Source organism: Pantoea sp. SGAir0183 (assembly GCF_043545505.1).
Genome location: NZ_CP028053.1, coordinates 2,485,880 through 2,510,570, shown reverse-complemented (window position 1 = coordinate 2,510,570; position 24,691 = coordinate 2,485,880). Strand labels below are relative to the sequence as shown.

Genomic DNA, 24,691 nt, shown 5'->3' with positions numbered 1-24,691 from the left:
CGCTTCCGCTTTTAAGGAGAAACGATGCAGGACTTTTTGCAGCAAACGCTGTCGGGTGAAGCGCCACGTTTGCGTAGCGGTGAGACGGCGCATCTTCGCTGGCAGTGGTTATACCATGGTCTCTTGCTTATGGAGCCAAAGGCACCGGTTAACCAGGCGCTGGTACTCTCTGCGGGCGTTCACGGAAATGAAACCGCCCCGGTTGAAATCCTTAATCAGCTCATCACGCCTTTACTCCGGGGCGAAAAACCGCTTCAGCAGCGTATGCTGGTGGTGTTAGGTAATCCCTCGGCGCTGCGCGCGGGGAAGCGTTATGTGACCTGTGACATTAACCGACTGTTTGGCGGTCGCTGGCAGCAGATTGATGACGGCGATGAAGCGCGGCGGGTGCTGCGGCTGGAACAAACGCTGGAAAACTTCTGGCAGCGGGGGGCATGTGACGAAACCCGCTGGCACCTGGATATGCATACGGCACTGCGCGGCTCTTACCATCCCCGTTTTGGCGTACTGCCGCATAATCCGCGTCCCTGGCCGGATGCGTTTTTGCACTGGCTGGGCGCAGCCGGTCTGGAGGCGCTGGTATTTCATCGTTCGCCGGGGGGCACCTTTACCCATTTCAGCTGTGAACATTTTGGCGCAGCCAGCTGTACCCTGGAGTTGGGGCAGGCGCGGCCGTTTGGCGAAAACGATCTGTCGCAGTTCAGCGCCGCGTCTCAGGCGCTGGCTGCCCTGCTGTATGGTGAAACATTGCCTGAGCCCGCCGGTCGCCCGCGCCGTTATCGGGTCTGCCAGCAGATCACGCGCTTAAGTGAGGCGTTTCAGCTGCATATGCCGGATGACACGAAAAATTTTACCGCGTTTCCGCAGGGGGCGTTGTTAGCTGAGGATGGCGAGACGCGCTACTTTGTCCAGCAGGCGCGGGAATACGTGCTCTTTCCCAATCCCCATGTCGCGCTGGGATTGCGGGCGGGTTTAATGCTGATTGAAGAGAGCGAGCAGACTCAGGCGTTACCTCTCTGAACGGTCTCACCGCGCAGTATAAAAAAAGAGCGGAAGAAACCTTCCGCTTTACTGCTAAAGGCATTACAATTCTCCACGATTTATCCGAAATTTCCTGATTATTCATACTCTTTTGCAATTCCTGACGCCATTCTTCTTATTCCCTCCATGATCGCCTGAAATATGACTTTTGTGCTTTCACGCTTTTACGCTCACTCGCAGTAGTTGACGTTCAACGTCGTATGCTTGTTTCCGAAGACGCGACAGCGCGCTGTCGTAACGAAAGTGAACAAGTAAAAAAGGACACTGTTATGCGTAAACTGACTTCTCTGTTACTGGCTTCTACCCTGGCATTTGGTGCGGCATCTGTAGTGCATGCCGAAGCGGATAACCTGACGCCACCGCCAGCAGGCAGTGAGAAACCGATGCACAAGCCGATGCACCGGGGTGGGATGGACATGATGTTTGGCGGACTGAATCTGACGCCAGAACAAAAAACAAAAATGCATGAAATTATGAAAGCGGGCCGTGGCGAGATGCAGCGCCCGTCAATCGAAGAGCGTCGCGCTAACCATGCGATTATCGCCTCTGACAGCTTCGACAAAGCGAAGGCCGAAGCCCAGGCGGAGAAAATGACCGCCAACGCCAAAGCGAACGCGGTGGCAATGATGGAAACCCAGAACAAACTGTACAACGTATTGACGCCAGAGCAGAAAAAGCAGTACAACGCGAATTTTGAAAAGCACCTGACTGAAAAACGCCCGATGCATGACAAAGCGGCTCCGGCCCCTGCACCTGCTGAATAAGCCTCGGGTTAATCACTAAAGAGAGTCTGAGACCGCCGGCCTTGTCCACGTTGCGTGGGCAGTGTCGGCGGTTTTTTTATGCACGCGCGCCAGCGGGAAGGCGGTTAAGGGAAAGGCAGTTCTGTCGCGTCACGCGGTCAACTCAGGGTTGCGTTGCAGGTCGCCATCTGTCCGCCTTTTGTGCCGTCAGCAGGCGGTTCAGAGCGGAATGACCGGATACTGGCCGGACAGCACCGGACGGCACAGGATCTTATAACCATCGTGGTCGAACCCGCCTTTACCCCGTTTCAGCCGTCTGGCTTCTTCAAGTGAGTCAACTGAGCCCAGATAGAACCAGTGGTCAATGACATGAATCTGCGTCATCTGTTTTCCTTCTTCCACCAGCGCCACCGCCCCCTGCCAGGGCCAGCAGAAGACGCGAACGTTTTCCAGCGCCGCCAACAGTCGGTCCTGATGATCGCTCACGGACTCTTTGCCACAGCAGGCACCCGCACAGCGGCGTAACGCTGAGCGGAAACAGCCCCGGCTGGGGCTCAGTGCTTCCAGACCTAATAAGCCGTGGCAAAGCTGATACTCATCGGCCAGCTGTTTCAGCCGTTCCAGGGCAGCGAAGCGACTGCGGTATAAACCAAACAGGTTGGGCGACTGACTGAAATCGACATCGCGCGCATACACGACCTGTGGTTTCCCTTCGGGCGTAATTTGCAGCGAGCAGAGCTGGCGATTTTTGCGCAGGCGTTTATTGAAGAGCGGCTGCTGAGTTTTAATCATCTGCGCTTCCAGTAGTAACGCGCCGAGATCGCCCGCCGTGGGGATCCAGCTCACGCGTCGCGACTGGCGCAACATTTTGGCTTCATCAGGTGTACGGAAATGAGACATGACGCGCGAACGCAGGTTAACGCTTTTGCCAATGTATAACGGCAGCGTGTCGCTTTCGCCATGAAAGGTATACACGCCGGGCAGGTTGGGCAAGCCTTCCAGCCATTCACGCAAATGTTCCGGGTATTCATAAATCGCTGCCGCATCAAATTCGAGGCGGTGGGTTGCTGCACGTCTTGCCAAAACGAACTCCCTATACTGGTTGTCCATACAGCATAACAGGCAGGTTAAATGATCGCCAGCCTCAGATTCATAACCGGTATGTTGCCCGCCAGCAGATCAGCGAGCCTGCGGTGATCAGGGCAACACCTTGCCAGAAGCTGGCGGGCGGTGTCAGGCCCAGCCATAAGCTGGCCAGCAAGGCGGACAGCACGGGCGTAAAACAGGAGGCGGTCGCCAGCAGGGGCAAATTTCCCTGCTGAATGCCGTAGTTCCATGCAGAGTAGGCCACGGCGGTAGAAGCACCCACGAACAGCACTTGCGCCAGCGCGGCTGTGCTGACGTGCATCGCTTCCTGCTGTGTGCCGAACGCAAATTTAAGCCAGAGCGCCAGCGCGGTGACGATAAAAAACAGTGAAACACCGTTGCTACCGCATGCATAACGGCGTGTCACATTGTTATAAAGCGCCCAGGCCAGCGCTGCCGCCAGTGCCAGCAGATAAGCCAGCGGGTTATGGGCCATATGTAACGCCATCTGCGTGGCCACGCTGTCATGTGTGCCTTTCATGACCCAGACAATGCCGCACAGAGAGAGCAGCAGGCCGGGCCACAGCCAGTGGCGGAAACGCTGCTGATTAAACGGAATGGCCAGCACAATGGTCAGGGATGGCCAGAGGTAATTGATCATGCCCAGTTCCAGCGACTGTGTCCGATCGTGGGCAAGTCCAATCGCCAGCGCCAGACAGATTTCATATCCAACAAACAACCCGCCGCCCACCAGCAGATAGCGACGGGGCAGGACACGCGGATCGGGCAGGCCTCTTGTCAGGCACAACAGCAGGGCGGTGATGGAATAGATCAGGGCGGCACCGCCGGTGGGGCCCAAAGCCTCACTGACGCTACGCAGCAGACCCAGGGTCGTACTCCAGAGTAAAATTGCGCTCAGCCCGGTCAGGGTGGCGTTCGTGTAACGTTACGGACATGGGGTTTCAGCAGTTAAGGCAACCCTTGCCGGGCGGCAAGGGTCGGCGGCGTTATTTCCAGAAATCGTCGAAAACAGTGATAGGCGGTCGACGTTTGTGCTCGGTTTTCAGATACCAGCCTTCAATGATTTTCGCGCTGTCCGGATCGATCGTTTTCCCTTCAAGGTAGTCATCGATCATGTCGTAGGTGACGCCCAGTGCGACTTCATCCTGCAGACCGGGGCGATCGTCTTCTAAATCGGCGGTCGGTTTTTTCAGATACAGATGTTCCGGGCAACCCAGCGTTTTCAGCAGCAGTTTGCCCTGGCGCTTATTGAGGCGGAAGATAGGGTTAATATCGCTGCCGCCATCGCCGTACTTGGTAAAGAAGCCCGTGACGGCTTCTGCGCCATGGTCGGTGCCCACCACCACGCCTTTGGTCATACCGGCAATGCTGTACTGCGCTTTCATACGCTCACGGGCTTTCTCATTGCCGCGGACGAAATCCGACAGCACAATGCCGGCGTCTTTCAGCGCGCGCTCACTGGCCAGCACCGCTTCTTTAATATTGACCACCAGCGAGCGGTCTGGCTGGATGAAGGCCAGCGCATCCTGGCAGTCCTGCTCATCAGCCTGCACGCCGTAAGGCAGACGCACCGCGATAAAGGTGTAGTCGTTATCGCCTGTTTCCTGGCGAAGCTCCGTGATCGCCATCTGGGCCAGCTTGCCCGTCAGGGTAGAATCTTGTCCGCCGCTGATACCGAGTATTAACGCCTTCAGGCCGCTGTGGCGCGTTAAATACGCTTTGAGGAAATCCACGCTGGTACGAATTTCCTGCTGCGGATCGATAGTGGGTTTCACACCCAGTGCGGTAATGATTTCCTGCTGCAGTGACATCAACATCTCCTTAAGTCTTTAGCCAGCCGGCACAATACAAAGCCTGTCTTAAAGCTAACGCGCATCCCCGAAAACAACAAGCCAAAGCGGGTGATGTTTTCTTTTTGCTGGTCTGAATCCGACAATTTTTACCTCAGCGGAGGTTTTTTTGCCAAAACGATAAAGGTCAGTATAGCCAGCATGAAGCAACCAAATATCGTCAACGTCATACTGATTACTGATGTGCCGCCCATCCCGGTTACCGGCACGGCGAGTGCGCCCAGAGTGAACATCGTCACGCCAATGACGGCCGAGGCGCTACCGGCACGTTGCCCCTGACTTTGCATCGCCAGTGAGGCGGCGGTGGTGGCAATGACACCATTGCTGGCAATCGAAAAGAACAGCGCAACCAGCAGCAGCGGGAGCGGGGCGTGCGTTAACCCGGCGGCCAGCAGCGCGCTGGAGGCCACGAATGCCAGCATCAGGCCGCCTTTCAGGACGCGATATTCACCCCACAGCGGGCAGAGGCGGGCGCTGGTCTGTGAGGCAATCACTAAACCGATACCGTTGGCGGCAAAGCAAAAGCTGAACGCCTGGGGTGACAGACCATAGATTTCCTGCAGCACGAACGGCGATGCGCCGATATAGGCGAACATGCCCGACATCATAAACCCTTGCGTCAGGCAGAAACCCATAAAGGCACGGTGGGTGATGACCTGCCCCAGCGCAGCATAAGCAGCAAAAACCGAGCCCTGACTCCGCCGATCAACGGGCAGACTTTCATGCAGTTTCCCGCGCGCCAGCAGGATGAGCAAAATGGCGATGCCGCTCAGCACAACAAAAATACCGCGCCAGTCCAGCACGGTCATCAGGGCACCGCCCAGTACGGGGGCGCCAATAGGGGCAAGGCCGTTAACCAGCATCAGCAGCGCAAAAAAGCGCGTCAGTTCATGGCCATTGTACATATCGCGCGCTACCGCCCGTGACAGCACCGCACCGCCCGCTCCCGCTAATCCCTGAAACAGACGAGCCAGTAACAGTTGATCAATAGTCTGGGCAAGGGCGCAGCCCAGCGACGCGATAAACAACAACGTCAGTGACAGGGTCAGAGGGCGCAGACGACCAAATTTGTCGCTCATGGGACCAAACAGAAGCTGACCGGCGCCCAGTCCCAGCAGGCCAGCGGTAAGGCTGAGCTGTGCCGTAGACGTTGGCGTAGCCAGGTCACTGGCTAACTGCGGCAGGGCGGGCAGATACAGATCGATGCACAACGGTCCCAGCGCAGCCAGTAATCCCAGGGTGATGGCGTAAACCAGCCGGTTGGGTGAGGAAAGCGTCATTTGGCCTCTGATGATAATGTTTAAGTGACGTTGTCACAAAAGTGCATTCAGCGCGTCTTTTGTGCCTGTAAAAACGGCACTGGCCAACACGCAATGGTGCAGTGAGCCAGCATGCCTGGTCTGTTCCGGCGCATTTTAACAAATCCCGCGAGACAGATTGAGTTTAAGTCTGTCATTAACTTGATAAAAACCGTTTTATGTTCCAGGCTTTTCACCACATGGACAAAAAATGAGGAACAACAAGATGAATAAAGTGATGGGATGTATCGCTGCAGCGCTGACGCTGGCTGCGCTCTCTGGTTGTACGACTTACGATCGTGCGGAAAGCTACGTGACTAAGCCAGTGGTTAAGGACGTCAAAAAAGGCATGACCCGCCAGCAGGTCCGTCAGATTGCTGGCCCTGCTTCAACTGAAATCACCATGGTGCATGCGCGCGGTACCTGTCAGACCTATGTGATTGGCGAGCGTGACGGTAAAGCACAGACTTACTTTGTGAGCTATAACGATATGGGTCGCGTGATGAACTACGGCTTCCAGAGCTGTGCTGAATACGATACCGATCCGCAGGTTAAGCAGTAAATTTCCGCTGACCTGAAAAAACGGCTCGCTTATGGCGAGCCGTTTTTTTATCTCTACAGTCCAGCCGGACGCGGCACTTCAACGTAGCTGCCGTTAATCTCCCGCTGATAGTAATGCCCGTCCTGCACGTAGAACCGTCGGCCATTAAAATCCAGCACCCGCATACCGCCGACGCTGCTGACATAGGTCGGAGCAGGCGGCTCAACAACCACGTACTCATCACCGTGTCGCTGATAATAACTGCCATTCAGCAAATAGTAGGTTAATCCCCCAATCAGAACCGCCGTTGCCGCCAGTGGCAGAACGTGGAAATGGTCAGGACCATGCCAGCGTGGCGCAGGACCATGCCAGCCTGGGCCGGGCCGGTACCAGTGAGGGCCGGGCCCCCAGTCGCCGGGGCGCGCAAACACTGCGCTGGGCGTAATCATCGCTAACGCGAGGAATGAAGCGATAACCGTTTTCATGTGCATTCTCCTGCTGTGACTCGCTGCAGAATTCTCCTTTTAGCGTCCAAAAACAAGCAGAAAGCGCACGTATTATTGCCCCTTTACCACGCTTAACGTTTCCTTAACGTGAATGTAAAGAGAGAGGGGAAATAAGGAGAAACAGGCAGGGAAAAGGGAGAAGACCTGGCACCGGGTGCCAGGTCAGCTGTGATTAGCTGTGCTCTAATTCATGGTGTTCGTCTTGCTCAAGAACGCGTCGGTCTGTCAGGCCCAGCCAGCGACTGGTCAGGGAACCTGCGGTCATTGCACCATTCACGTTCAACGCGGTTCTGCCCATATCGATCAACGGCTCGATCGAAATCAGCAGCGCGACCAGCGTGACGGGCAGGCCCATCGCGGGCAGCACGATTAACGCCGCGAAAGTCGCGCCACCGCCGACACCGGCAACGCCCGCTGAGCTCAACGTCACAATGCCCACCAGGGTGGCAATCCACAGCGGATCAAACGGGTTAATGCCCACTGTCGGCGCCACCATCACGGCCAGCATGGTCGGATAAAGACCGGCACAACCGTTCTGCCCGATCGTAGCGCCAAACGACGCCGAGAAACTGGCAATGGATTCCGGCACGCCCAGACGACGGGTTTGCGCTTCCACATTCAGCGGAATGCTGGCGGCACTGGAGCGGCTGGTGAAGGCAAAGGTCAGCACGGGCCAGACTTTGCGAAAAAAGCGCATAGGGTTGATGCCATTTACGGACAGCAGCAGACCGTGTACCACAAACATAATGCCCAGGCCCAGATAGGATGCGACCACGAAGCTACCCAGCTTAATGATGTCCTGCAGGTTCGATCCGGCAACCACTTTAGTCATCAGCGCCAGCACGCCGTAAGGCGTCAGTTTCATGATCAGGCGCACCAGCTTCATCACCCATGACTGCAGCGTATCGATCGCCGTCAGGACGCGCTGGCCTTTCACTTCGTCATCTTTAAGCAGGTGCAGGGCCGCCACGCCTAAAAAGGCTGCGAAGATGACGACACTGATAATCGAGGTGGGGCTGGCACCGGTTAAATCGGCAAAGGGGTTTTTCGGGATAAAGGACAGGATAAGCTGCGGCGCCGTCAGATCGGCCACTTTGCCTACATAGTTATTCTGGATGGCACTCAGGCGCGCCGTTTCCTGGGCACCCTGTACCAGGCCGGTTGCATTAAGATGGAACAGCCCGGTCACGAAAACTCCGACCAGCGCCGCAATCGCGGTCGTAAACAGCAGCACGCCAATGGTCAGGAAACTGATTTTGCCCAGCGAAGAGGCGTTATGCAGGCGCGCCACCGCGCTCAGAATTGAGACAAAGACCAGCGGCATCACGATCATCTGCAACAGCTGGACATAGCCGTTACCGACCACGTTAAACCAGCCAATCGACGCTTTGACCGTATCGCTGTTACTGCCGTAAATAAACTGCAGCGCCAGGCCAAACGCGACGCCAAACACTAACCCGACCAGCACTTTTTTGGACAGACTCCAGTTGGCGCGGCTCAGGCGTGACAGCAGAAGCAGCAGCACCACAAAGGCAATGATATTAAGCGTTAAAGGGATATCCATAGAAACTCCGAATCATGCAGCATTCCCCTGGTAAGGAAAGCAAAAGTAGTTATTGTTCATACAGGTGTCCGGAAATGGTATCAGGTGAATTTAGTGCGATCTTATATCCAAATGGAATAGCTTATAACTTTGTTTGAGCGGCCAGTGGCTCAGGAGCCGGAATGCCCCGACAGGAGGCGACTGACGCCGTTTTGCAAGGTATCAAATACCTGGGTGGGCCAGCCATTTTCGCCAAACGCAGGCATCCCTGGCGGGAACCACAGCGCGTAAGCCATCAGGCCCAGGCACAGAGCGCGCTCCAGCTGATTGCCTTTTTGGCTGTTCAGAATGGGCAGACGAAAACGCCAGCGGCAGGGCCAGAGCAGAGGAACGCCGGCGGGAGTGAGCATATCGGCCACAATGTGGCTCAGGTAACCCAGCGTCATGCCCTGCAGAACATCGGCGGGCAGCGGCCAGCTCTTCGGCACGTTAATCTGAAACAGCCACAGGCCAGCCGCAACGGCTAGCAGGCTGTGGGTGAACCCGCGGTGACCAAATGCCCGGGCAATGGGATGCGACAACCAGCGCAGGCGCTGGCCCAGCAAGGACTTAGGATGATCGATGTCAGGGAGCAGGCAGGTCAGCAGGCTGGCGGGAATTAAATGCCACCAGTCCGCCTGAGCCATCACCGGGGTGAGCTCGGCCCGTTTCGCAAAAATGGCGCTGGCAACAGCAAAAAAGATATGGCCTTCGGCCGTCATGATAAACCTGGCTGCAAAAGAAACTGTCAATGCATCCAGTATAGGGATTTATCCAGTAAATGAGAACCTGTGACGCTGTAACGAAGCGTTAATTTTTTAAGGGGATGCAACAGGTTACAGCGCCTTTGCCGTTAAGCCTGCAAATGCTCCCGCGTTAACTGCGTCAGGCTACTCAGCTTCACGTCGGCGAGCGCCCAGCGGGCATCATCCTGATGGCTGGCTGCCGGAATCACAATTGATCGCATTCGTGCGGCTTTGCTTGCTACCATGCCGTTCACCGAATCTTCCAGCGCGACGCAGTGAAGCGGATCAATGCCCAGCGCCTCGGCGGCGTTGAGGTAGACCTGCGGATGCGGCTTGCTGTAGGGCAGATGTTCGGCGGAAGACAGCACATCAAAAGAGTGATTCAGGTTAAACATCGCCAGTACCTGTTCCAGCATGAAGCGGGGCGATGCGGAAACCAGGCCGGTCTTCAGGCCGTGCTGTTTGCACAATGAGAGGGCGGACTCAACGCCGGGCAGAAGCGGGCGGTTTATCGCAATCAGTTCCATTGCACGGGCGATGATACGCTGTGTGACCGCTTCCTGACTCGGTCCCGACCAGGGCAACGTTTCGTACCACATGCGCACCGTCTGATCGATACGTAATCCGAGCGTATCAGGTAATTCGTGGCGTCGGGTCAAATCGATATTCAGGGTTGAGAAGATGTCCATTTCAGCCTGATCCCAGAGAGGTTCAGAATCAATCAACAAGCCATCCATATCAAATAAAGCTGCAAAAACAGGGCGGTGGTAAGACATGTGTCGCTCCTTAAAAAGTTCAGGCTACCTTAGCATGAACACAGGGTTGGTGCGCAGATGAGGCGAAACGGGCGCAGACCGCTCTTTTTTTTGGGAAAATTCTGCAAGGGCAGGTAGACTGAAGCAAATGGGATTTTGGGTTCAGGAGATATCATGACCTATCAACAGGCTGGCCGCATTGCCATCCTTAAGCGTGTCGCTGGCTGGGTGATTTTTTTACTCGCGTTGCTGTCTACCATCATTTCACTGCTGAGCTTTTTGTTTAAGCACAGTGAAAAGAAACCCGGTATTGATGCCGTGATGCTGGATTTCATTCATGTCATGGTGGATATGATTCGCTTTAATACGCCGTTTCTGAATGTGTTCTGGCAAAACTCACCGGTGCCCGAGTTCAATGGACAGATGAATCTGGGCTTCTGGTTTATCTATATTTTGATTTTTGTCGGGCTGGCGCTGGAAGCGTCCGGTGCGCGCATGGGACGTCAGGTGCGCCATGTGCGGGAAGGGATTGAAGATCAGATGATTCTTGAGCAGGCAAAAGGCAGCGATGGCCGGACCCGGCAGCAGCTGGAAGAAAAGGTACGGGTCCCGCGCCACACCATTTTTCTGCAGATTTTCCCGCTCTACATCCTGCCGCTGGTGATTGCCATCGCCGGTTACTTTCTGCTTTCTCTGCTTGGTTTTCTCTAAACGATCAGGCCGGTTTCACCTGACCGGCTGCCCGTGCATCGTCATCCAGCAACTGGCCCACGGCAAACTGCGCCGCGCCCAGCCAGTTGCCGCCAAACACGTTGGCCCTGTTCAGGAGATAGTAAAGCTGATAAACCGGCTGACGCTGCGAAAAGCCATCGGGTAATGGCCAGCTCTGGTGATAACCGTCAAAGATCGCCTTCGGCAGATCGGTAAACCAGCTCAGCATCGCCAGGTCGCATTCCCGGTCGCCCCAGTAACAGGCAGGATCGAAAATCCAGGGGCCAGTCTCGCTGCCCGCACAGTTAGCTGGCCACAGATCGCCGTGGAGCAGGGAAGGTTGAGGGTGATGGGACGCCAGGGTCCGTTGCACACAATCAATAATCCGTTCGGCATCGCCGTACAGAATGCCTTTCTCAGCGGCAATCTGCAGTTGCCAGCCGATTCGTTGCTCCGCAAAGAAAACTGACCAGCGCCGCAACCAGCTGTTGGGCTGTGGTGTAGAGGTCAGATTATTATCGAAATCAAGCCCGAACTGAGGTTGCTCGCTCCACTGATGCAGACGCGCCAACTGCTGGCCTAACTGGTAGGCGCTCTGCGGATCCAGGGGCTGAGGTTTGATATATTCCAGCAGCAGGAAACTGTAGTCACGATCGCTGCCAACGCCATAAACGTCCGGAACGCGGACCGTCTGGGTACGGCGCAGCAGGGCGAGTTGATCGGCTTCCCAGCTAAACAGGGACACTTTATCGCGGCTGTTGCACTTCACAAACACATCCTGCTCACCATAGCGGATGAGCCAGGCGGGATGCACATCACCCCCGGGGAGTTCGTGACGTTGGGTAATTTCGGCGTTGCCAAATTGCTCGTTTAACAGACGACTAATGGCTGACCACATCGGGTTATCCTCTTTATTCGCTGCCTGAGTTCAATTGTAACGCGGACGCACGCGATAAAAACCTGCGCGTGTGCACAGACTAGTCTGCGGCACCTGTTGCTTGGCGCAGAAAGTCGTCAAGCGTGGTCAACGTCACGTCGGGTTTCTGGCCCAGCGCGCTTTCGCCCGCGGCAAGAGCCTGCTGTTTTAGCGCGGCCTCATCCAGTGTGGTGACAATGCCAAAACTGTTGGTGCCAAGCTCATGGGCGGTGCCACTGTCATCCATTAACGTGGTAGAGAAGCCCCCTGATGTCAGAGCACCGGTCAGGTTCAGAACGTCACTGAGTCCGGCTTCCTGATAATGAAAGGTCACGACATAGCGATGTAGATCTCCACTGCGCATTTTGCACCTCGAAAGGGTTAAATATCACACAGCGTAGTACAGGGTGAAAAAACAGGCGAATAATGAAGGGGATGAGCCAACAATTCGGACTAAACTGTTTACCGTTTGTGCGGATGCTGGCGACCCGAACGTATGTAAATCTTGTAAACGAACAGATGTTATTTGGCAAAAACAACTCTATAATGCGCGCCGAACTCAGGTTAACGTCCAGCAAATACGGGACGTTACGCTAATGCATGATGTTCTGAGCGAATTCATATCTCTTTACAAAAGTTACGGTAAAGGGGATTGATCGCACCGGGAAACCCTTCAGAATCTTCGTTTTCAAAACTGTTGCACGGATCACACTTAATGAACGCCTTTAACAAGCTGTCTGCTGTTCTATTGCTCTCTGCCGGAGCGTTTTGTCACCAGGCGCTGGCCGATAACGCGGTCTTCACCGCGATGGATGACCCTTCAACGGCGAAAAAGCCTTTTGAAGGATCGGCCTCTGCAGGTTACCTGGCGCAAACCGGTAACACCACCAGCTCATCGTTGACCGCACAGACCAACATGACCTGGTATACAGAATCAATGGCCTACAGCTTGTGGGGCAATGCCGCGAATACCTCTGCAAACGATGAGCGCTCGTCCGAAACCTATAACGTAGGTGCGCGTTCGCGTTACAACATGAGTGCCTATGACTACCTGTTTGGTCAGGCAAGCTGGTTAAGTGACCGTTACAATGGTTATGACGGACGCGATGTCCTGACCGCCGGTTATGGTCGTCAGATCCTGAATGGCCCGGTGCATTCACTGCGTGCGGAATTCGGTCCTGGTGTCCGTTACGACGATTACCGCGAAGGTGGCCATAAAACGCAGGCGCTGGCTTACGGTGCGGTGAGCTACCAGTGGCAGCTGACAGATACCACCAAATTCATTCAGGGTGTTTCCGTGCTGAGCTCACTGGGTGACGATACGACAGTGAACTCTGAAACGGGCTTACAGGTAGCGATTAACGACCATTTCGCCCTGAAACTGGCGTATAACGTCACCTGGAACAACAATCCACCTGAGTCTGCGCCCGACCATACGGATACCAAAACCACGGTCATGCTAACGTACGCGATGTAATCCGCGTTAACTCTGTCTGACGGAGAAGCGGTCTGGCCTGGGGCCTGGCCGCTTTTTTTTCGATCTGTCTGAGAGTTAGCGGAAAGGCATGGGTTTTGCTCACGTCTGAAAACTGCTATTATTCGTGCCGCATCAACTTCCTGGCGACATTCCGACAATGTGGGTCTGATTTCACGCCAGGTGAATCAAACTACTCAATTTTGTATGTAGGCTTTCGTGTGGCTTACCACTGCAACTAAGGACATTCTATGCCTGTAATTACGCTTCCTGATGGCAGCCAGCGCACTTATGATCGCCCTGTCAGCGTGATGGACATCGCGCTTGATATCGGCCCCGGTCTGGCCAAAGCCTGTATCGCCGGACGAGTGAACGGTGAACTGGTCGATGCGGTTGATCCCATCACCGACGACGCGTCTGTCGCCATTATTACTGCAAAAGACGAAGCGGGTCTTGAAATCATCCGTCACTCTTGCGCGCACCTGTTAGGCCATGCCATTAAGCAGCTGTGGCCCGACACGAAAATGGCTATTGGTCCGGTTATCGACAACGGTTTCTACTATGATGTCGACATCGATCGCACGCTGACCCAGGAAGATATTGAGCTGCTGGAAAAACGCATGCATCAGTTGGCTGAGACCAACTACGATGTCGTGAAGAAGAAGGTCAGCTGGCAGGAAGCGCGCGATGTCTTCGCGGCGCGGGGTGAAGTCTATAAGACCACCATCCTGGACGAGAATATCAGTCATGATGATCGCCCTGGGCTGTATCATCATGAAGAATACGTCGATATGTGCCGCGGTCCGCACGTACCGAATATGCGTTTTTGTCACCATTTCAAACTGCAGAAAATTTCAGGCGCCTACTGGCGTGGCGACAGCGACAACAAAATGTTGCAGCGCATCTACGGCACCGCCTGGGCCGATAAAAAGCAGCTGTCTGCCTATCTGCAGCGTCTGGAAGAAGCGGCGAAGCGCGACCACCGTAAGATCGGTAAACAGCTCGACCTCTACCATATGCAGGAAGAAGCGCCGGGTATGGTTTTCTGGCATAATGACGGCTGGACAATTTTCCGTGAACTGGAAGTGTTCGTCCGCAGTAAGCTGAAAGAGTACCAGTACCAGGAAGTAAAAGGTCCGTTCATGATGGACCGCGTGTTGTGGGAAAAAACCGGTCACTGGGAAAACTACAAAGATGCGATGTTTACGACCTCTTCGGAGAACCGTGAGTACTGCATCAAGCCAATGAACTGCCCGGGTCATGTGCAAATCTTTAATCAGGGGCTGAAATCCTATCGCGATTTGCCACTGCGTATGGCCGAGTTCGGGAGCTGCCACCGTAATGAACCCTCAGGTGCGTTACATGGTCTGATGCGCGTTCGTGGCTTTACTCAGGATGATGCCCATATTTTCTGTACGGAAGATCAACTGCGCGCCGAAGTGAACAGCTGTATCCGCATGGTTTACGACATGTACAGCACCTTTGGCTTTGAAAAGATCGTGGTGAAACTGTCTACCCGTCCTGAAAAACGCATCGGTTCTGATGAAACCTGGGATCGTGCAGAAGAGGATCTGGCTGCGGCGCTCAATGAAAACAACATTGCGTTTGAATACCAGCCGGGTGAGGGCGCCTTCTACGGCCCGAAAATTGAATTTACTCTATACGATTGCCTTGACCGTGCCTGGCAGTGCGGAACAGTTCAGCTAGACTTTTCCCTGCCTAAACGTCTGGATGCCACTTACGTGGGTGAAAACAACGATCGTCAGACGCCCGTGATGATTCACCGTGCGATTCTGGGGTCGATGGAACGCTTTATCGGTATTTTGACCGAAGAGTTTGCCGGTTTCTTCCCTAGCTGGCTGGCACCAGTGCAGGCTGTCGTCATGAATATTACCGACGGTCAGGCAGAATATGTTGAGACTTTGACACGTAAATTGCAGAATGCTGGCATTCGTGTGAAAGCGGACTTGAGAAACGAGAAGATAGGCTTTAAAATCCGCGAGCACACATTACGTCGCATCCCTTATATGTTGGTCTGTGGTGATAAAGAGGTGGAAGCTGGCAAAGTGGCCGTTCGCACCCGCCGTGGTAAAGACCTTGGGTCGATGGATGTCGATGTGTTTGTTGAGAAGCTGCAGCAAGAGATTCGCAGCCGCAATCTTCACCAATTGGAGGAATAAGGTATTAAAGGCGGAAAACGAGTACAACCTACGCGTCCGAATCGCATCAACAGTGAAATTCGCGCAACAGAAGTGCGCTTAACAGGCGTTGAAGGCGAGCAACTTGGTATTGTCAGTCTACGCGAAGCTTTGGAAAAAGCTGAGGAAGCGGGTGTAGATTTAGTTGAAATCAGCCCGAACGCCGAACCGCCGGTTTGCCGCATTATGGATTACGGCAAGTTCCTCTATGAAAAAAGCAAATCTTCTAAGGAACAGAAGAAGAAGCAAAAAGTTATTCAGGTTAAGGAAATTAAATTCCGTCCTGGAACCGATGATGGCGACTATCAGGTCAAACTACGCAACCTGATTCGCTTTCTGGAAGAAGGCGATAAAGCCAAAATCACGCTGCGTTTCCGCGGTCGTGAGATGGCGCACCAGCAGATCGGTATGGAAGTGCTTAACCGCGTCCGTAAAGACCTGTGTGATGATCTGGATTTGGCTATTGTCGAATCCTTCCCTTCGAAGATCGAAGGCCGCCAGATGATCATGGTGCTCGCACCTAAGAAGAAACAGTAGGCATTCAAGTAGCAATGACCGCGCAGCGCTCGCGTTGTGCGGTTTGTTGTTCGCCTGTCTGGGTCATGTTATCAACAATGCGAAGTGGATATTTTTTAAAATGCCAAAGATTAAAACTGTACGTGGCGCGGCTAAGCGCTTCAAGAAGACCGCTTCTGGCGGCTTCAAGCGTAAACACGCGAACCTGCGTCATATTCTGACTAAGAAATCTACCAAGCGTAAACGTCACCTGCGTCCGAAAGGCATGGTGTCTAAAGGCGATCTGGGTCTGGTTGTTGCCTGCCTGCCGTACGCATAAGTAAATTTTTTTAATTAATTCAGAATATTAAACAGGAGAGCTAAATGGCTCGTGTAAAACGTGGTGTAGTTGCTCGCGCACGTCACAAAAAAATCTTAAAACAAGCTAAAGGTTACTACGGTGCACGTTCACGTGTTTACCGCGTTGCCTTCCAGGCTGTTATCAAAGCTGGTCAGTATGCTTACCGCGACCGTCGTCAACGTAAGCGTCAGTTCCGTCAGCTGTGGATCGCGCGTATCAACGCAGCGGCGCGTCAGAACGGTATGTCTTACAGCCGTTTCATCAATGGTCTGAAAAAAGCAGCCATTGAAATTGACCGTAAAATCCTGGCCGACATCGCTGTATTCGACAAAGTGGCATTCACTGCACTGGTAGAAAAAGCGAAATCAGCTCTGGCGTAAGTCAGTTGAAAAAGGGAGCTTGCTCCCTTTTTTATTACCTGTAACCTGAGCAAAAGATTGACTTTTTCGCCTCTGCGCTTTTCAATAGTGCCGTTGAGTATCACGACAAGGTAACGCAAGCATGAATGCTGCTATTTTCCGTTTCTTTTTTTACTTTAGCGCCTGACAATCAGGGGCTTTTGCGCATAAGAAAAGAAACGAAAAATCGCGCTGAAAGCCTCCCACGTGGAGGCTTTTTTATTTTTGGCGCTGGCATATTGGACCGGCAGGTCCCAACAAGTACTAACCAGCCTGACTGGAAAAAGAGGAAAACATGTCCCAACTAGCAGAACTGGTGGCGAACGCCACGGCGGCCATCGACGGGGCGACCGATATCGCCGCCCTTGACGCGGTGCGCGTCGAATATCTGGGGAAAAAAGGGCATCTGACTTTGCAGATGACCACGTTGCGTGAGCTGCCAGCAGAAGAGCGTCCAGCAGCCGGTGCCGTGATTAACGAAGCCAAACAGCAGGTGACAGATCGTCTGAATGCCCGCAAAGAAGCGATGGAGTCGGCGGCGCTCAACGCCCGTCTGGCGGCGGAAACCATCGATGTCTCGCTGCCGGGACGCCGTATCGAAAACGGTGGGCTGCATCCGGTTACCCGTACTATCGATCGCATCAAAACCTTCTTTGGTGAACTGGGCTTTGCGGTGGTAACCGGCCCGGAAATTGAAGACGATTACCATAACTTTGACGCGCTGAATATCCCCGGCCATCACCCGGCACGTGCCGATCACGACACCTTCTGGTTCGATGCCACTCGCCTGCTGCGTACGCAGACATCCGGCGTACAGATCCGCACGATGAAAAACCAGCAGCCGCCGCTGCGCATTATCGCCCCGGGCCGCGTGTACCGTAACGACTACGATCAGACACACACGCCGATGTTCCACCAGATGGAAGGCCTGATCGTCGATAAGAACATCAACTTCACCAACCTGAAAGGCACGCTGCACGATTTCCTGAACAACTTCTTTGAGGAAGATTTGCAGATCCGTTTCCGTCCGTCTTACTTCCCGTTCACCGAACCGTCTGCGGAAGTGGATGTGATGGGGAAAAACGGCAAGTGGCTGGAAGTGCTGGGCTGCGGCATGGTGCATCCTAACGTGCTGCGCAACGTCGGTATCGATCCGGAAGTCTACTCGGGCTTCGCCTTTGGTATGGGCATGGAGCGTCTGACCATGCTGCGTTACGGCGTGACCGATTTACGCGCATTCTTCGAAAATGATTTACGTTTCCTCAAACAATTTAAGTAAGGGCAGGTTATCCAATGAAATTCAGTGAACTCTGGTTACGCGAATGGGTAAATCCAGCCCTTGACAGCGCAGCGCTGTCAGAACAAATCACCATGGCGGGTCTGGAAGTGGATGGCGTTGAGCCAGTGGCTGGCGCGTTTCATGGCGTGGTGGTCGGTGAGGTCGTAGAGTGCGGTCAGCACCCGAATGCCGACAAGCTGCGCGTGACCAAAATCAACACCGGGGGCGATCGTCTGCTGGATATCGTGTGCGGTGCACCGAACTGTCGTCAGGGCCTGAAAGTGGCCGTCGCCACCGTGGGTGCCGTTCTGCCGGGCGATTTCAAAATCAAAGCCGCAAAGCTGCGCGGTGAACCCTCGGAAGGCATGCTGTGCTCGTTCTCGGAGCTGGGTATTTCCGATGATCACAATGGCATTATTGAACTGCCTGCCGATGCGCCTGTGGGCACCGATATCCGTGACTATCTGCAGTTAGATGACAACACCATCGAAATCAGCGTGACGCCTAACCGCGCTGACTGTCTGGGCATCATGGGCATCGCTCGGGATGTTGCGGTCCTGAACGGCCTGCCGCTGAATACGCCCGCCATCGAGTCGGTCACTGCCACGATTCCCGATACCTTCCCGATTCGCGTTGACGCGACCGATGCCTGTCCTCGCTATTTAGGCCGGGTGGTCAAAGGCGTGAACGTTGCCGCAGCAACGCCGCTGTGGATGAGAGAGAAACTGCGCCGCTGCGGTATTCGCTCTATCGATCCGGTCGTGGATATCACCAACTACGTGCTGCTGGAACTGGGTCAGCCGATGCACGCCTTCGATCTGGATCGTCTTGACGGCGGGATCGTGGTGCGCATGGCAGAAGAGGGCGAAGCACTCACGCTGCTGGACGGTACAGAAGCCAGACTCAGCAGCGATACGCTGGTCATTGCTGACCACCAGAAAGCGCTGGCGATGGGCGGCATTTTTGGCGGTGAGCATTCCGGCGTAAACACCGAAACGCAAAATATTTTACTGGAATGCGCCTGGTTTGAGCCGCTGGCGATTACCGGCCGTGCGCGTCGTCATGGTTTGCATACGGATGCTTCACATCGTTACGAGCGTGGTGTGGATTCGGCGCTGCAGCACAAGGCGATGGCGCGGGCGACGCAGCTGCTGCTGAGCATCTGTGGCGGCGAAGCCGGTCCGGTTATCGATCAGACGGTAGAGGCCGCGTTGCCGGTGCCAGCCACCATCACCTTACGTCGTGAGAAGCTGGATCGCTTAATCGGTCATGTGGTCAGCGATGCCCAGGTGACCGACATTCTGACCCGCCTCGGTTGTCAGGTGAGCGTAGACAATCAGGAATGGCAGGCGGTCGCACCGACCTGGCGCTTCGATATGGCTATCGAAGAAGACCTGGTGGAAGAGATTGCGCGCATCTACGGTTACAACAATATCCCCAACGTGCCGGTGCAGGCCGGGTTGGTGATGACGAAGCACCGTGAAGCCAACCTGTCGCTGAAACGCGCGAAGATGCTGCTGGTGGATAAAGGCTATCAGGAGGCCATTACCTACAGCTTCGTGGATCCAAAAGTCCAGCAGTTGCTGCATCCCGGCGAAGAGGCATTGCTGCTGCCAAGCCCGATTTCCAGCGATATGTCCACCATGCGTCTGTCGCTGTGGACCGGTTTGCTGAGCGCCGTGGTCTATAATCAGAATCGTCAGCAGAGCCGCGTGCGCCTGTTTGAGAGCGGCCTGCGTTTTGTGCCTGATACACAGGCAGATTTAGGTATCCGTCAGGATTTGATGCTGGCCGGCGTACTGAGTGGCAATCGCTTCGAAGAGCACTGGGATCTGGCGCGCCAGGCGGTTGACTTCTATGATTTGAAAGGCGATTTAGAGTCATTACTGGATTTAACCGGTAAGCTCGACGCCATCACTTTCCGTGCAGAAGCGAATCCGGCGTTACATCCGGGACAAAGTGCGGCAATTTATTTGCATGATGAACGAATCGGATTTATCGGAGTGGTTCATCCCGAACTTGAACGTAAGCTGGATCTCAACGGTCGCACCTTAGTCTTTGAACTGCTTTGGAATAAGGTCGCAGACCGCGTCCTGCCTGATGCGCAAGAGATTTCGCGCTTCCCGGCAAACCGCCGAGATATCGCCGTTGTTGTGGCGGAAAACGTGCCCGCAGCAGATATCATCGCAGAGTGTAAGAAAGTTGGCGTAAATCAGGTAGTTGGCGTAAACTTGTTTGACGTGTACCGAGGTAAGGGTGTTTCCGAGGGCTATAAGAGCCTCGCAATCAGCCTGATTTTGCAGGATACCAGCCGGACACTCGAAGAAGAGGAGATTGCCGCGACGGTTGCCAAATGCGTTGCGGCATTAAAAGAGCGATTCCAGGCAACCTTGAGGGATTGAACCTATGGCGCTTACAAAAGCTGAGATGTCAGAATACCTGTTTGAGAAACTCGGGCTGAGCAAACGTGATGCAAAAGAGTTAGTGGAGCTGTTTTTCGAAGAGGTTCGCCGCGCTTTGGAAAATGGAGAACAGGTTAAACTGTCGGGGTTTGGTAATTTTGATCTGCGTGACAAAAACCAACGTCCGGGCAGAAACCCAAAAACGGGAGAGGATATTCCGATTACTGCACGTCGCGTAGTCACCTTCCGTCCAGGGCAGAAGCTTAAAAGTCGCGTTGAGAACGCCACACCCAAAGACAGTGACTGATCCCAGTGTTTTAAAAAGGCCGCGCAAGCGGCCTTTTTCATTTCTTTTTTTCGCAATCCTTTTACAATCAATTCCCTGTTACCCAGATCAATTCCGCTTATGTCCCAGCTTGAACAACTTGCACGGCACAGCACACGGCAAAATCAAAAATGGCTGATGGGCCTGAGTCTGCTGCTGCTGGCGCTTTTTACGGTCAGCCTGTGTGCAGGCGAGCGCTGGATAGGGCCTGCCGCCTGGTGGAGTGAGAGCGGCAGGCTGTTTGTCGGCCAGTTACGTTTACCCCGTACCGTCGCGGTGATGCTGGTGGGGGCGGCGCTGGCGTTGAGCGGGGTGATGATGCAGGCGCTGTTTACCAATCCGCTGGCCGAGCCCGGCCTGCTGGGGGTGTCCAGCGGGGCAGGCATTGGCCTGGTGGCGGGCGTGCTGTTCAGCGGCGGCGCATTATGGAGCCTCTCGCTTTCGGCGATAGCGGGCGCGTTGGTGATTACGCTGATTCTGCTGCACTTTGCCCACCGCCATTTATCCGTCAGCCGTTTGTTGCTCACCGGCGTAGCGTTGGGCATGATTTGCAGCGCGATGATGACCTGGGCGGTGTATTTCAGCAGCAGTCTCGATTTGCGCCAACTGATGTACTGGATGATGGGCGGATTCAGCGGCATCGACTGGCGTTATGGCTGGATGATGCTGGCGTTATTGCCGGTGATTCTGGCCAGCATGACGGCGGCCCGCGCGCTCAATCTGTTGGCCCTCGGTGAGACCTCCGCGCGCCAGTTAGGACTGTCTCTGGTCTGCTGGCGTAATCTGCTGGTGCTGGCCATGGGCTGGCTGGTCGGGGTCAGCGTTGCGCTGGCCGGGGCGATAGGATTTGTCGGGCTGGTCATTCCTCATCTGTTACGCCTGGTGGGATTGCACGATCATCGTGCGTTGCTGCCGGCCTCCGCGCTGGCAGGGGCCAGCGTACTGCTGGGGGCAGATATTATTGCCCGTCTGGCACTGGCCTCGGCTGAGTTACCTGTTGGCGTGGTCACGGTCACGCTGGGTGCGCCATTGTTTATCGTTCTGTTAGTCAAATCGACACGTCAGCCTGCGCTGACAAACAAGTCTTAACCACAGGAACCCCGTATGAGCATTTATCAAACTGAACTGGTTACGCTGGATGGTGAGAAAACCACGCTGTCTGCCTGGCAGGGCAACGTCCTGCTGGTGGTGAACGTGGCCTCGAAATGTGGTTTAACGCCGCAATACGAAGCACTGGAAAATATCCATGAAGCCTGGCATGACCAGGGCTTCAGTGTACTGGGTTTCCCGTGCAATCAGTTCCTGGAGCAGGAACCCGGCACCAGCGAAGAAATCAAGACGTTTTGCAGCACCACCTACGGTGTGACCTTCCCTCTGTTCGAAAAATGTGAGGTGAATGGTGAACATCGTCATCCGCTTTATGCGCAGCTGGTGGCCGCAAAACCGGATGCCGTTCGGCCGGAAAAAAGTGGCTTTTATGAGCGTATGGTCAGTAAAGGCCGGGCACCAAAAGCGCCAGGGGATATTTTGTGGAATTTTGAAAAATTCCTGATTGGACGTGACGGCAGCGTGATCCAGCGTTTCTCGCCCGATATGTCGCCAGAAGACCCGATTATTCTGGAAACGATTAAGGTCGCGCTAGCGAAGTAGGTGTTACTCAGCCTGCAAGCGGTCGCCGTTGCCGGACGGCTGCAACCGGTAAGCGGTGCGCTTCATGCCGGGCATCTGATCCATCTGGTGGGGCCGAATGGCGCGGGCAAAAGCACCTTGTTGTCCGCGCTGGCCGGTCTGGAGCCGATAACCGGTCAGATGACTTTACAGGATAAAGCGCTGGCTGACTGGCCCGGACCGGCGCTGGCCCGGGTGCGCGGCTGGCTGCCTCAACAGCAACTGCCACCTGGCATGATGCCGGTTTATCACTATCTTCGTTTGCATCTGGCGTCTTCAGGGCCACACAATGATGCGCGGTTAATGAGCTTACTCGCCCGGCTGCAGTTGACAGAAAAACTCTCCCGACCGCTGAATCAGCTTTCCGGGGGCGAATGGCAGCGCGTCCGGCTCTGTGCGGTCATGGCACAAATCGATCCGCAGATTAATGCGGACGGTAAACTGCTGATTCTTGACGAACCCATGACGGCGCTGGATGTTGCGCAGCAACACGCTGTCGATAATCTGATTCAGGAACTCTGTCGTGTAGGGGTTTGTGTGATTGCCAGCAGCCATGACCTCAACCACAGCCTGTGGCATGCCGATCGGGTCTGGCTGTTGCATCAGGGCGCGGTTGTGGCACAGGGCAAACCCTGTGAGGTCCTGCGTCCGGAACAGCTCACGCCACTCTACGGTATCCCTTTCCGACAACTCATCCTGGAAGGCCGTCCGCTGCTAACGGTTTTACCCTGAGACTTGCCACGTGGCGGGCTTTGCCGCTACATTTACCCCGTTATAACTGATTAAGGATGAGCTGTGATGCGCATGGGGTTGCTGTTCGTGGTGTTACTGTTGGTGGGCTGTAGCCATCGTGCACCGCCTGTCAATGGTCGCCTCTCTGACTCCATTACCGTTATCGCGCAGCTCAACGATCAACTGGGGAGCTGGCGGGGAACACCGTATCGCTATGGTGGCATGAGCCGCAATGGCGTTGACTGCTCGGGTTTTGTCTATCTGACATTTCGGGATAAGTTTGATTTGCAGCTCCCACGCAGTACCGCCGCCCAGAGTGATATCGGCACGCGTATCAGCAAAGAGGACCTTCTGCCCGGCGACCTGGTGTTCTTCAGGACCGGCAGTGGCGAAAATGGCTTACATGTGGGCATTTACGACACGGATAACGCCTTCATCCATGCTTCAACCAGTCAGGGCGTCATTCGATCCTCGCTGGATAATGTCTACTGGCGGAAAGTGTTTTGGCAGGCGCGACGCATATAATTTGTCAACCTAAGCCCGCCCGGTTAGTGCGGATTAATTCAGAAAATGACCGGATCTAAAAAATATTCCTAATTTGGCTTTAACCAACTCATTTTATTTATAACATTGGGAGCGGGAATCTTTTTCATACTTTACAGAATTGTCCCAAAAATTATTTGGCTTAAAGTTTATTTTCTTAAAACTAAAGCCAGTAATGGCCTAAAAATATCTATCTCATCAGTCCTTTGCTACTATTGCCAGTAAGTTTTTAATCATATACGATGCACTATCGCCACATATACTGGCTGTAAAATGAAAATTCATCTGTCGGCCGACTATGAGTCGGAAATTTGGTTTTATGCCGCCTGTTCCCAGGAAGGGCACTTAACCGCTATTGAGCTGGCTACCCAGTTCGTCCACGAAAGTGCGCCTATCACGTTGCCGCAGGATGTTCTGTTGCCGCAGCTTGATGAGACACAGCGCCTGCGCCTGCTGCAGCGGCAGGTTTCGTTACTGGAAAAGCATCAGACCTTTTTCGAAACGCACAATCTGCTGGCCTTTATGCCCACAGACGAGGGCATGGCAAGCACCCTGCTCGAAAGTGAGTTTCTGACGCGTAAAATAAAACAACTGCCCTTTTTAAGGTTAGATATCAGCGAAACGTTTCTCTCGCTCCATTTGGGAAAAAATAATCCGCTTCTCGCGGCGTTATATGGTGAGTTTAAATTGTCTCTGTCGCATTTTGGCGCGGGGAAATCGTCGACGACTGCCGTTTACGATAATCTGTTTAGCTGTATCAGGCTGGACAAACACTTTATTCAGTCGCTTGCTAAACGTGCTTCTTTTTTACCATTTATGCAAAGCATCATTGATAATTTCCGTAGCCATTGCGATCGGATGATTATTTGTGGCGTAGATGACGAAATTTTACTGGATAAAGTTAGCCATCTAAGTAATGTGCATCTGCAGGGGGCCTTGTTCCCGGTGGTGAAATCTGATGCGTTTGAGTCCTTGATCTACTCCGAGCAATTCCTGCACTCTCCCTGATATTTGCACGAC

Annotated in this window: 28 protein-coding genes and 1 other annotated feature; of the genes, 18 read left to right on the top strand and 10 right to left on the bottom strand. The window is 54.3% G+C overall.

The window, feature by feature from the left end; translation table 11 throughout:
- Positions 1 to 24 precede the first annotated feature (24 nt).
- Positions 25 to 1,020, top strand: coding sequence for a succinylglutamate desuccinylase (gene astE / locus C1N59_RS11690; protein WP_033741112.1), 996 nt, complete (start codon positions 25 to 27; stop codon positions 1,018 to 1,020).
- A 290-nt stretch (positions 1,021 to 1,310) separates the two neighbouring features.
- Positions 1,311 to 1,805, top strand: coding sequence for an ATP-independent periplasmic protein-refolding chaperone Spy (spy, locus tag C1N59_RS11685; protein WP_058701720.1), 495 nt, complete (start codon positions 1,311 to 1,313; stop codon positions 1,803 to 1,805).
- Between the two features lie 198 nt (positions 1,806 to 2,003).
- On the opposite strand, the gene cho is transcribed toward spy, so the two are convergent.
- The 4 genes from cho to C1N59_RS11665 form a co-directional block, all read right to left on the bottom strand.
- Complete coding sequence (gene cho / locus C1N59_RS11680) at positions 2,004 to 2,867, bottom strand: excinuclease Cho (RefSeq protein WP_006118941.1); 864 nt, start codon at positions 2,865 to 2,867, stop codon at positions 2,004 to 2,006.
- Between the two features lie 67 nt (positions 2,868 to 2,934).
- Positions 2,935 to 3,798: an aromatic amino acid DMT transporter YddG gene (gene yddG / locus C1N59_RS11675; protein WP_394550837.1), complete on the bottom strand. Its 864-nt coding sequence runs from the start codon at positions 3,796 to 3,798 to the stop codon at positions 2,935 to 2,937.
- A 79-nt stretch (positions 3,799 to 3,877) separates the two neighbouring features.
- Entirely contained in the window at positions 3,878 to 4,702 is an 825-nt protein-coding gene (nadE, locus tag C1N59_RS11670) for an ammonia-dependent NAD(+) synthetase (protein WP_033741113.1), read from the bottom strand.
- A 128-nt stretch (positions 4,703 to 4,830) separates the two neighbouring features.
- Complete coding sequence (locus tag C1N59_RS11665) at positions 4,831 to 6,021, bottom strand: multidrug effflux MFS transporter (RefSeq protein WP_006118943.1); 1,191 nt, start codon at positions 6,019 to 6,021, stop codon at positions 4,831 to 4,833.
- Between the two features lie 244 nt (positions 6,022 to 6,265).
- Here C1N59_RS11665 and osmE point away from each other — a divergent pair, with 244 nt between their 5' ends.
- Positions 6,266 to 6,601 (top strand): osmotically-inducible lipoprotein OsmE, encoded by a 336-nt coding sequence (osmE, locus tag C1N59_RS11660; RefSeq protein WP_006118944.1) that lies wholly within the window; start codon positions 6,266 to 6,268, stop codon positions 6,599 to 6,601.
- Positions 6,602 to 6,654: 53 nt separating this feature from the next.
- Here osmE and C1N59_RS11655 read toward each other — a convergent pair whose 3' ends face one another.
- From C1N59_RS11655 to hxpB, 4 genes are all read right to left on the bottom strand, one after another.
- A complete protein-coding gene (locus C1N59_RS11655) occupies positions 6,655 to 7,065 on the bottom strand; it encodes a DUF6515 family protein (RefSeq protein WP_006118945.1) in 411 nt (136 codons plus the stop codon).
- A 193-nt stretch (positions 7,066 to 7,258) separates the two neighbouring features.
- Positions 7,259 to 8,650, bottom strand: coding sequence for an L-cystine transporter (locus tag C1N59_RS11650; protein WP_172912410.1), 1,392 nt, complete (start codon positions 8,648 to 8,650; stop codon positions 7,259 to 7,261).
- Between the two features lie 149 nt (positions 8,651 to 8,799).
- Positions 8,800 to 9,390: a metal-dependent hydrolase gene (locus C1N59_RS11645; protein ID WP_394549546.1), complete on the bottom strand. Its 591-nt coding sequence runs from the start codon at positions 9,388 to 9,390 to the stop codon at positions 8,800 to 8,802.
- A gap of 131 nt (positions 9,391 to 9,521) precedes the next feature.
- On the bottom strand, positions 9,522 to 10,190 hold the full coding sequence (gene hxpB / locus C1N59_RS11640; protein WP_054633906.1) for a hexitol phosphatase HxpB: 669 nt from the start codon (positions 10,188 to 10,190) through the stop codon (positions 9,522 to 9,524).
- 153 nt (positions 10,191 to 10,343) lie between these two features.
- Here hxpB and C1N59_RS11635 point away from each other — a divergent pair, with 153 nt between their 5' ends.
- The gene (locus C1N59_RS11635) at positions 10,344 to 10,880 is read left to right on the top strand and encodes a YniB family protein (RefSeq protein ID WP_006118949.1); all 537 of its coding nucleotides are present in this window, start codon (positions 10,344 to 10,346) and stop codon (positions 10,878 to 10,880) included.
- 4 nt (positions 10,881 to 10,884) lie between these two features.
- On the opposite strand, the gene C1N59_RS11630 is transcribed toward C1N59_RS11635, so the two are convergent.
- Entirely contained in the window at positions 10,885 to 11,778 is an 894-nt protein-coding gene (locus tag C1N59_RS11630; RefSeq protein WP_033741121.1) for a fructosamine kinase family protein, read from the bottom strand.
- Between the two features lie 79 nt (positions 11,779 to 11,857).
- The gene (gene ghoS, locus C1N59_RS11625; RefSeq protein ID WP_054633904.1) at positions 11,858 to 12,160 is read right to left on the bottom strand and encodes a type V toxin-antitoxin system endoribonuclease antitoxin GhoS; all 303 of its coding nucleotides are present in this window, start codon (positions 12,158 to 12,160) and stop codon (positions 11,858 to 11,860) included.
- A 351-nt stretch (positions 12,161 to 12,511) separates the two neighbouring features.
- Between ghoS and C1N59_RS11620 the strand changes: the two genes are divergently transcribed.
- The 14 genes from C1N59_RS11620 (at position 12,512) to C1N59_RS11555 (ending at position 24,679) form a co-directional block, all read left to right on the top strand.
- Positions 12,512 to 13,273: a DUF481 domain-containing protein gene (locus C1N59_RS11620; RefSeq protein ID WP_006118952.1), complete on the top strand. Its 762-nt coding sequence runs from the start codon at positions 12,512 to 12,514 to the stop codon at positions 13,271 to 13,273.
- Between the two features lie 248 nt (positions 13,274 to 13,521).
- Positions 13,522 to 15,450 carry a threonine--tRNA ligase gene (gene thrS / locus C1N59_RS11615; RefSeq protein ID WP_205950092.1) on the top strand — a complete coding sequence of 643 codons (1,929 nt, stop codon included), beginning with the start codon at positions 13,522 to 13,524 and terminating at the stop codon, positions 15,448 to 15,450.
- 3 nt (positions 15,451 to 15,453) lie between these two features.
- The gene (gene infC / locus C1N59_RS11610) at positions 15,454 to 16,005 is read left to right on the top strand and encodes a translation initiation factor IF-3 (RefSeq protein ID WP_006118954.1); all 552 of its coding nucleotides are present in this window, start codon (positions 15,454 to 15,456) and stop codon (positions 16,003 to 16,005) included.
- 100 nt (positions 16,006 to 16,105) lie between these two features.
- Entirely contained in the window at positions 16,106 to 16,303 is a 198-nt protein-coding gene (gene rpmI, locus C1N59_RS11605; RefSeq protein ID WP_006118955.1) for a 50S ribosomal protein L35, read from the top strand.
- 44 nt (positions 16,304 to 16,347) lie between these two features.
- A complete protein-coding gene (gene rplT, locus C1N59_RS11600) occupies positions 16,348 to 16,704 on the top strand; it encodes a 50S ribosomal protein L20 (RefSeq protein WP_006118956.1) in 357 nt (118 codons plus the stop codon).
- Positions 16,705 to 16,820: 116 nt separating this feature from the next.
- Positions 16,821 to 16,946: a sequence feature (Phe leader region), on the top strand.
- Positions 16,826 to 16,870, top strand: coding sequence for a pheST operon leader peptide PheM (gene pheM, locus C1N59_RS11595; RefSeq protein ID WP_106120997.1), 45 nt, complete (start codon positions 16,826 to 16,828; stop codon positions 16,868 to 16,870). (Overlaps the previous feature by 45 nt.)
- A gap of 71 nt (positions 16,947 to 17,017) precedes the next feature.
- Complete coding sequence (pheS, locus tag C1N59_RS11590; RefSeq protein WP_394549544.1) at positions 17,018 to 18,001, top strand: phenylalanine--tRNA ligase subunit alpha; 984 nt, start codon at positions 17,018 to 17,020, stop codon at positions 17,999 to 18,001.
- 14 nt (positions 18,002 to 18,015) lie between these two features.
- Complete coding sequence (gene pheT / locus C1N59_RS11585) at positions 18,016 to 20,403, top strand: phenylalanine--tRNA ligase subunit beta (protein ID WP_394549542.1); 2,388 nt, start codon at positions 18,016 to 18,018, stop codon at positions 20,401 to 20,403.
- Positions 20,404 to 20,407: 4 nt separating this feature from the next.
- Entirely contained in the window at positions 20,408 to 20,710 is a 303-nt protein-coding gene (gene ihfA, locus C1N59_RS11580) for an integration host factor subunit alpha (RefSeq protein WP_006118960.1), read from the top strand.
- Between the two features lie 99 nt (positions 20,711 to 20,809).
- A complete protein-coding gene (gene btuC / locus C1N59_RS11575; protein WP_394549541.1) occupies positions 20,810 to 21,817 on the top strand; it encodes a vitamin B12 ABC transporter permease BtuC in 1,008 nt (335 codons plus the stop codon).
- Positions 21,818 to 21,832: 15 nt separating this feature from the next.
- The gene (locus tag C1N59_RS11570; protein WP_394549539.1) at positions 21,833 to 22,378 is read left to right on the top strand and encodes a glutathione peroxidase; all 546 of its coding nucleotides are present in this window, start codon (positions 21,833 to 21,835) and stop codon (positions 22,376 to 22,378) included.
- On the top strand, positions 22,379 to 23,128 hold the full coding sequence (gene btuD / locus C1N59_RS11565) for a vitamin B12 ABC transporter ATP-binding protein BtuD (protein ID WP_394549538.1): 750 nt from the start codon (positions 22,379 to 22,381) through the stop codon (positions 23,126 to 23,128). It begins immediately after the preceding gene.
- Between the two features lie 66 nt (positions 23,129 to 23,194).
- Entirely contained in the window at positions 23,195 to 23,653 is a 459-nt protein-coding gene (locus tag C1N59_RS11560) for an NlpC/P60 family protein (protein WP_054633900.1), read from the top strand.
- A 291-nt stretch (positions 23,654 to 23,944) separates the two neighbouring features.
- A complete protein-coding gene (locus C1N59_RS11555) occupies positions 23,945 to 24,679 on the top strand; it encodes an EAL domain-containing protein (protein WP_006118964.1) in 735 nt (244 codons plus the stop codon).
- The last annotated feature ends 12 nt before the right edge of the window (positions 24,680 to 24,691 follow it).

What these genes read in the sequence shown, in the direction of transcription:
- rpmI (WP_006118955.1), top strand. Translation starts at nt 16,106, where the DNA reads ATGCCAAAGATTAAAACTGTACGTGGCGCGGCTAAGCGCTTCAAGAAG.
- osmE (WP_006118944.1), top strand. Translation starts at nt 6,266, where the DNA reads ATGAATAAAGTGATGGGATGTATCGCTGCAGCGCTGACGCTGGCTGCG.
- rplT (WP_006118956.1), top strand. Translation starts at nt 16,348, where the DNA reads ATGGCTCGTGTAAAACGTGGTGTAGTTGCTCGCGCACGTCACAAAAAA.
- C1N59_RS11650 (WP_172912410.1), bottom strand. Translation starts at nt 8,650, where the DNA reads ATGGATATCCCTTTAACGCTTAATATCATTGCCTTTGTGGTGCTGCTG.
- C1N59_RS11635 (WP_006118949.1), top strand. Translation starts at nt 10,344, where the DNA reads ATGACCTATCAACAGGCTGGCCGCATTGCCATCCTTAAGCGTGTCGCT.
- C1N59_RS11570 (WP_394549539.1), top strand. Translation starts at nt 21,833, where the DNA reads ATGAGCATTTATCAAACTGAACTGGTTACGCTGGATGGTGAGAAAACC.
- nadE (WP_033741113.1), bottom strand. Translation starts at nt 4,702, where the DNA reads ATGTCACTGCAGCAGGAAATCATTACCGCACTGGGTGTGAAACCCACT.
- C1N59_RS11620 (WP_006118952.1), top strand. Translation starts at nt 12,512, where the DNA reads ATGAACGCCTTTAACAAGCTGTCTGCTGTTCTATTGCTCTCTGCCGGA.
- ihfA (WP_006118960.1), top strand. Translation starts at nt 20,408, where the DNA reads ATGGCGCTTACAAAAGCTGAGATGTCAGAATACCTGTTTGAGAAACTC.
- hxpB (WP_054633906.1), bottom strand. Translation starts at nt 10,190, where the DNA reads ATGTCTTACCACCGCCCTGTTTTTGCAGCTTTATTTGATATGGATGGC.
- pheT (WP_394549542.1), top strand. Translation starts at nt 18,016, where the DNA reads ATGAAATTCAGTGAACTCTGGTTACGCGAATGGGTAAATCCAGCCCTT.
- C1N59_RS11645 (WP_394549546.1), bottom strand. Translation starts at nt 9,390, where the DNA reads ATGACGGCCGAAGGCCATATCTTTTTTGCTGTTGCCAGCGCCATTTTT.
- C1N59_RS11630 (WP_033741121.1), bottom strand. Translation starts at nt 11,778, where the DNA reads ATGTGGTCAGCCATTAGTCGTCTGTTAAACGAGCAATTTGGCAACGCC.
- spy (WP_058701720.1), top strand. Translation starts at nt 1,311, where the DNA reads ATGCGTAAACTGACTTCTCTGTTACTGGCTTCTACCCTGGCATTTGGT.
- C1N59_RS11665 (WP_006118943.1), bottom strand. Translation starts at nt 6,021, where the DNA reads ATGACGCTTTCCTCACCCAACCGGCTGGTTTACGCCATCACCCTGGGA.
- btuC (WP_394549541.1), top strand. Translation starts at nt 20,810, where the DNA reads ATGTCCCAGCTTGAACAACTTGCACGGCACAGCACACGGCAAAATCAA.
- pheS (WP_394549544.1), top strand. Translation starts at nt 17,018, where the DNA reads ATGTCCCAACTAGCAGAACTGGTGGCGAACGCCACGGCGGCCATCGAC.
- C1N59_RS11655 (WP_006118945.1), bottom strand. Translation starts at nt 7,065, where the DNA reads ATGAAAACGGTTATCGCTTCATTCCTCGCGTTAGCGATGATTACGCCC.
- astE (WP_033741112.1), top strand. Translation starts at nt 25, where the DNA reads ATGCAGGACTTTTTGCAGCAAACGCTGTCGGGTGAAGCGCCACGTTTG.
- thrS (WP_205950092.1), top strand. Translation starts at nt 13,522, where the DNA reads ATGCCTGTAATTACGCTTCCTGATGGCAGCCAGCGCACTTATGATCGC.
- C1N59_RS11555 (WP_006118964.1), top strand. Translation starts at nt 23,945, where the DNA reads ATGAAAATTCATCTGTCGGCCGACTATGAGTCGGAAATTTGGTTTTAT.
- C1N59_RS11560 (WP_054633900.1), top strand. Translation starts at nt 23,195, where the DNA reads ATGCGCATGGGGTTGCTGTTCGTGGTGTTACTGTTGGTGGGCTGTAGC.
- ghoS (WP_054633904.1), bottom strand. Translation starts at nt 12,160, where the DNA reads ATGCGCAGTGGAGATCTACATCGCTATGTCGTGACCTTTCATTATCAG.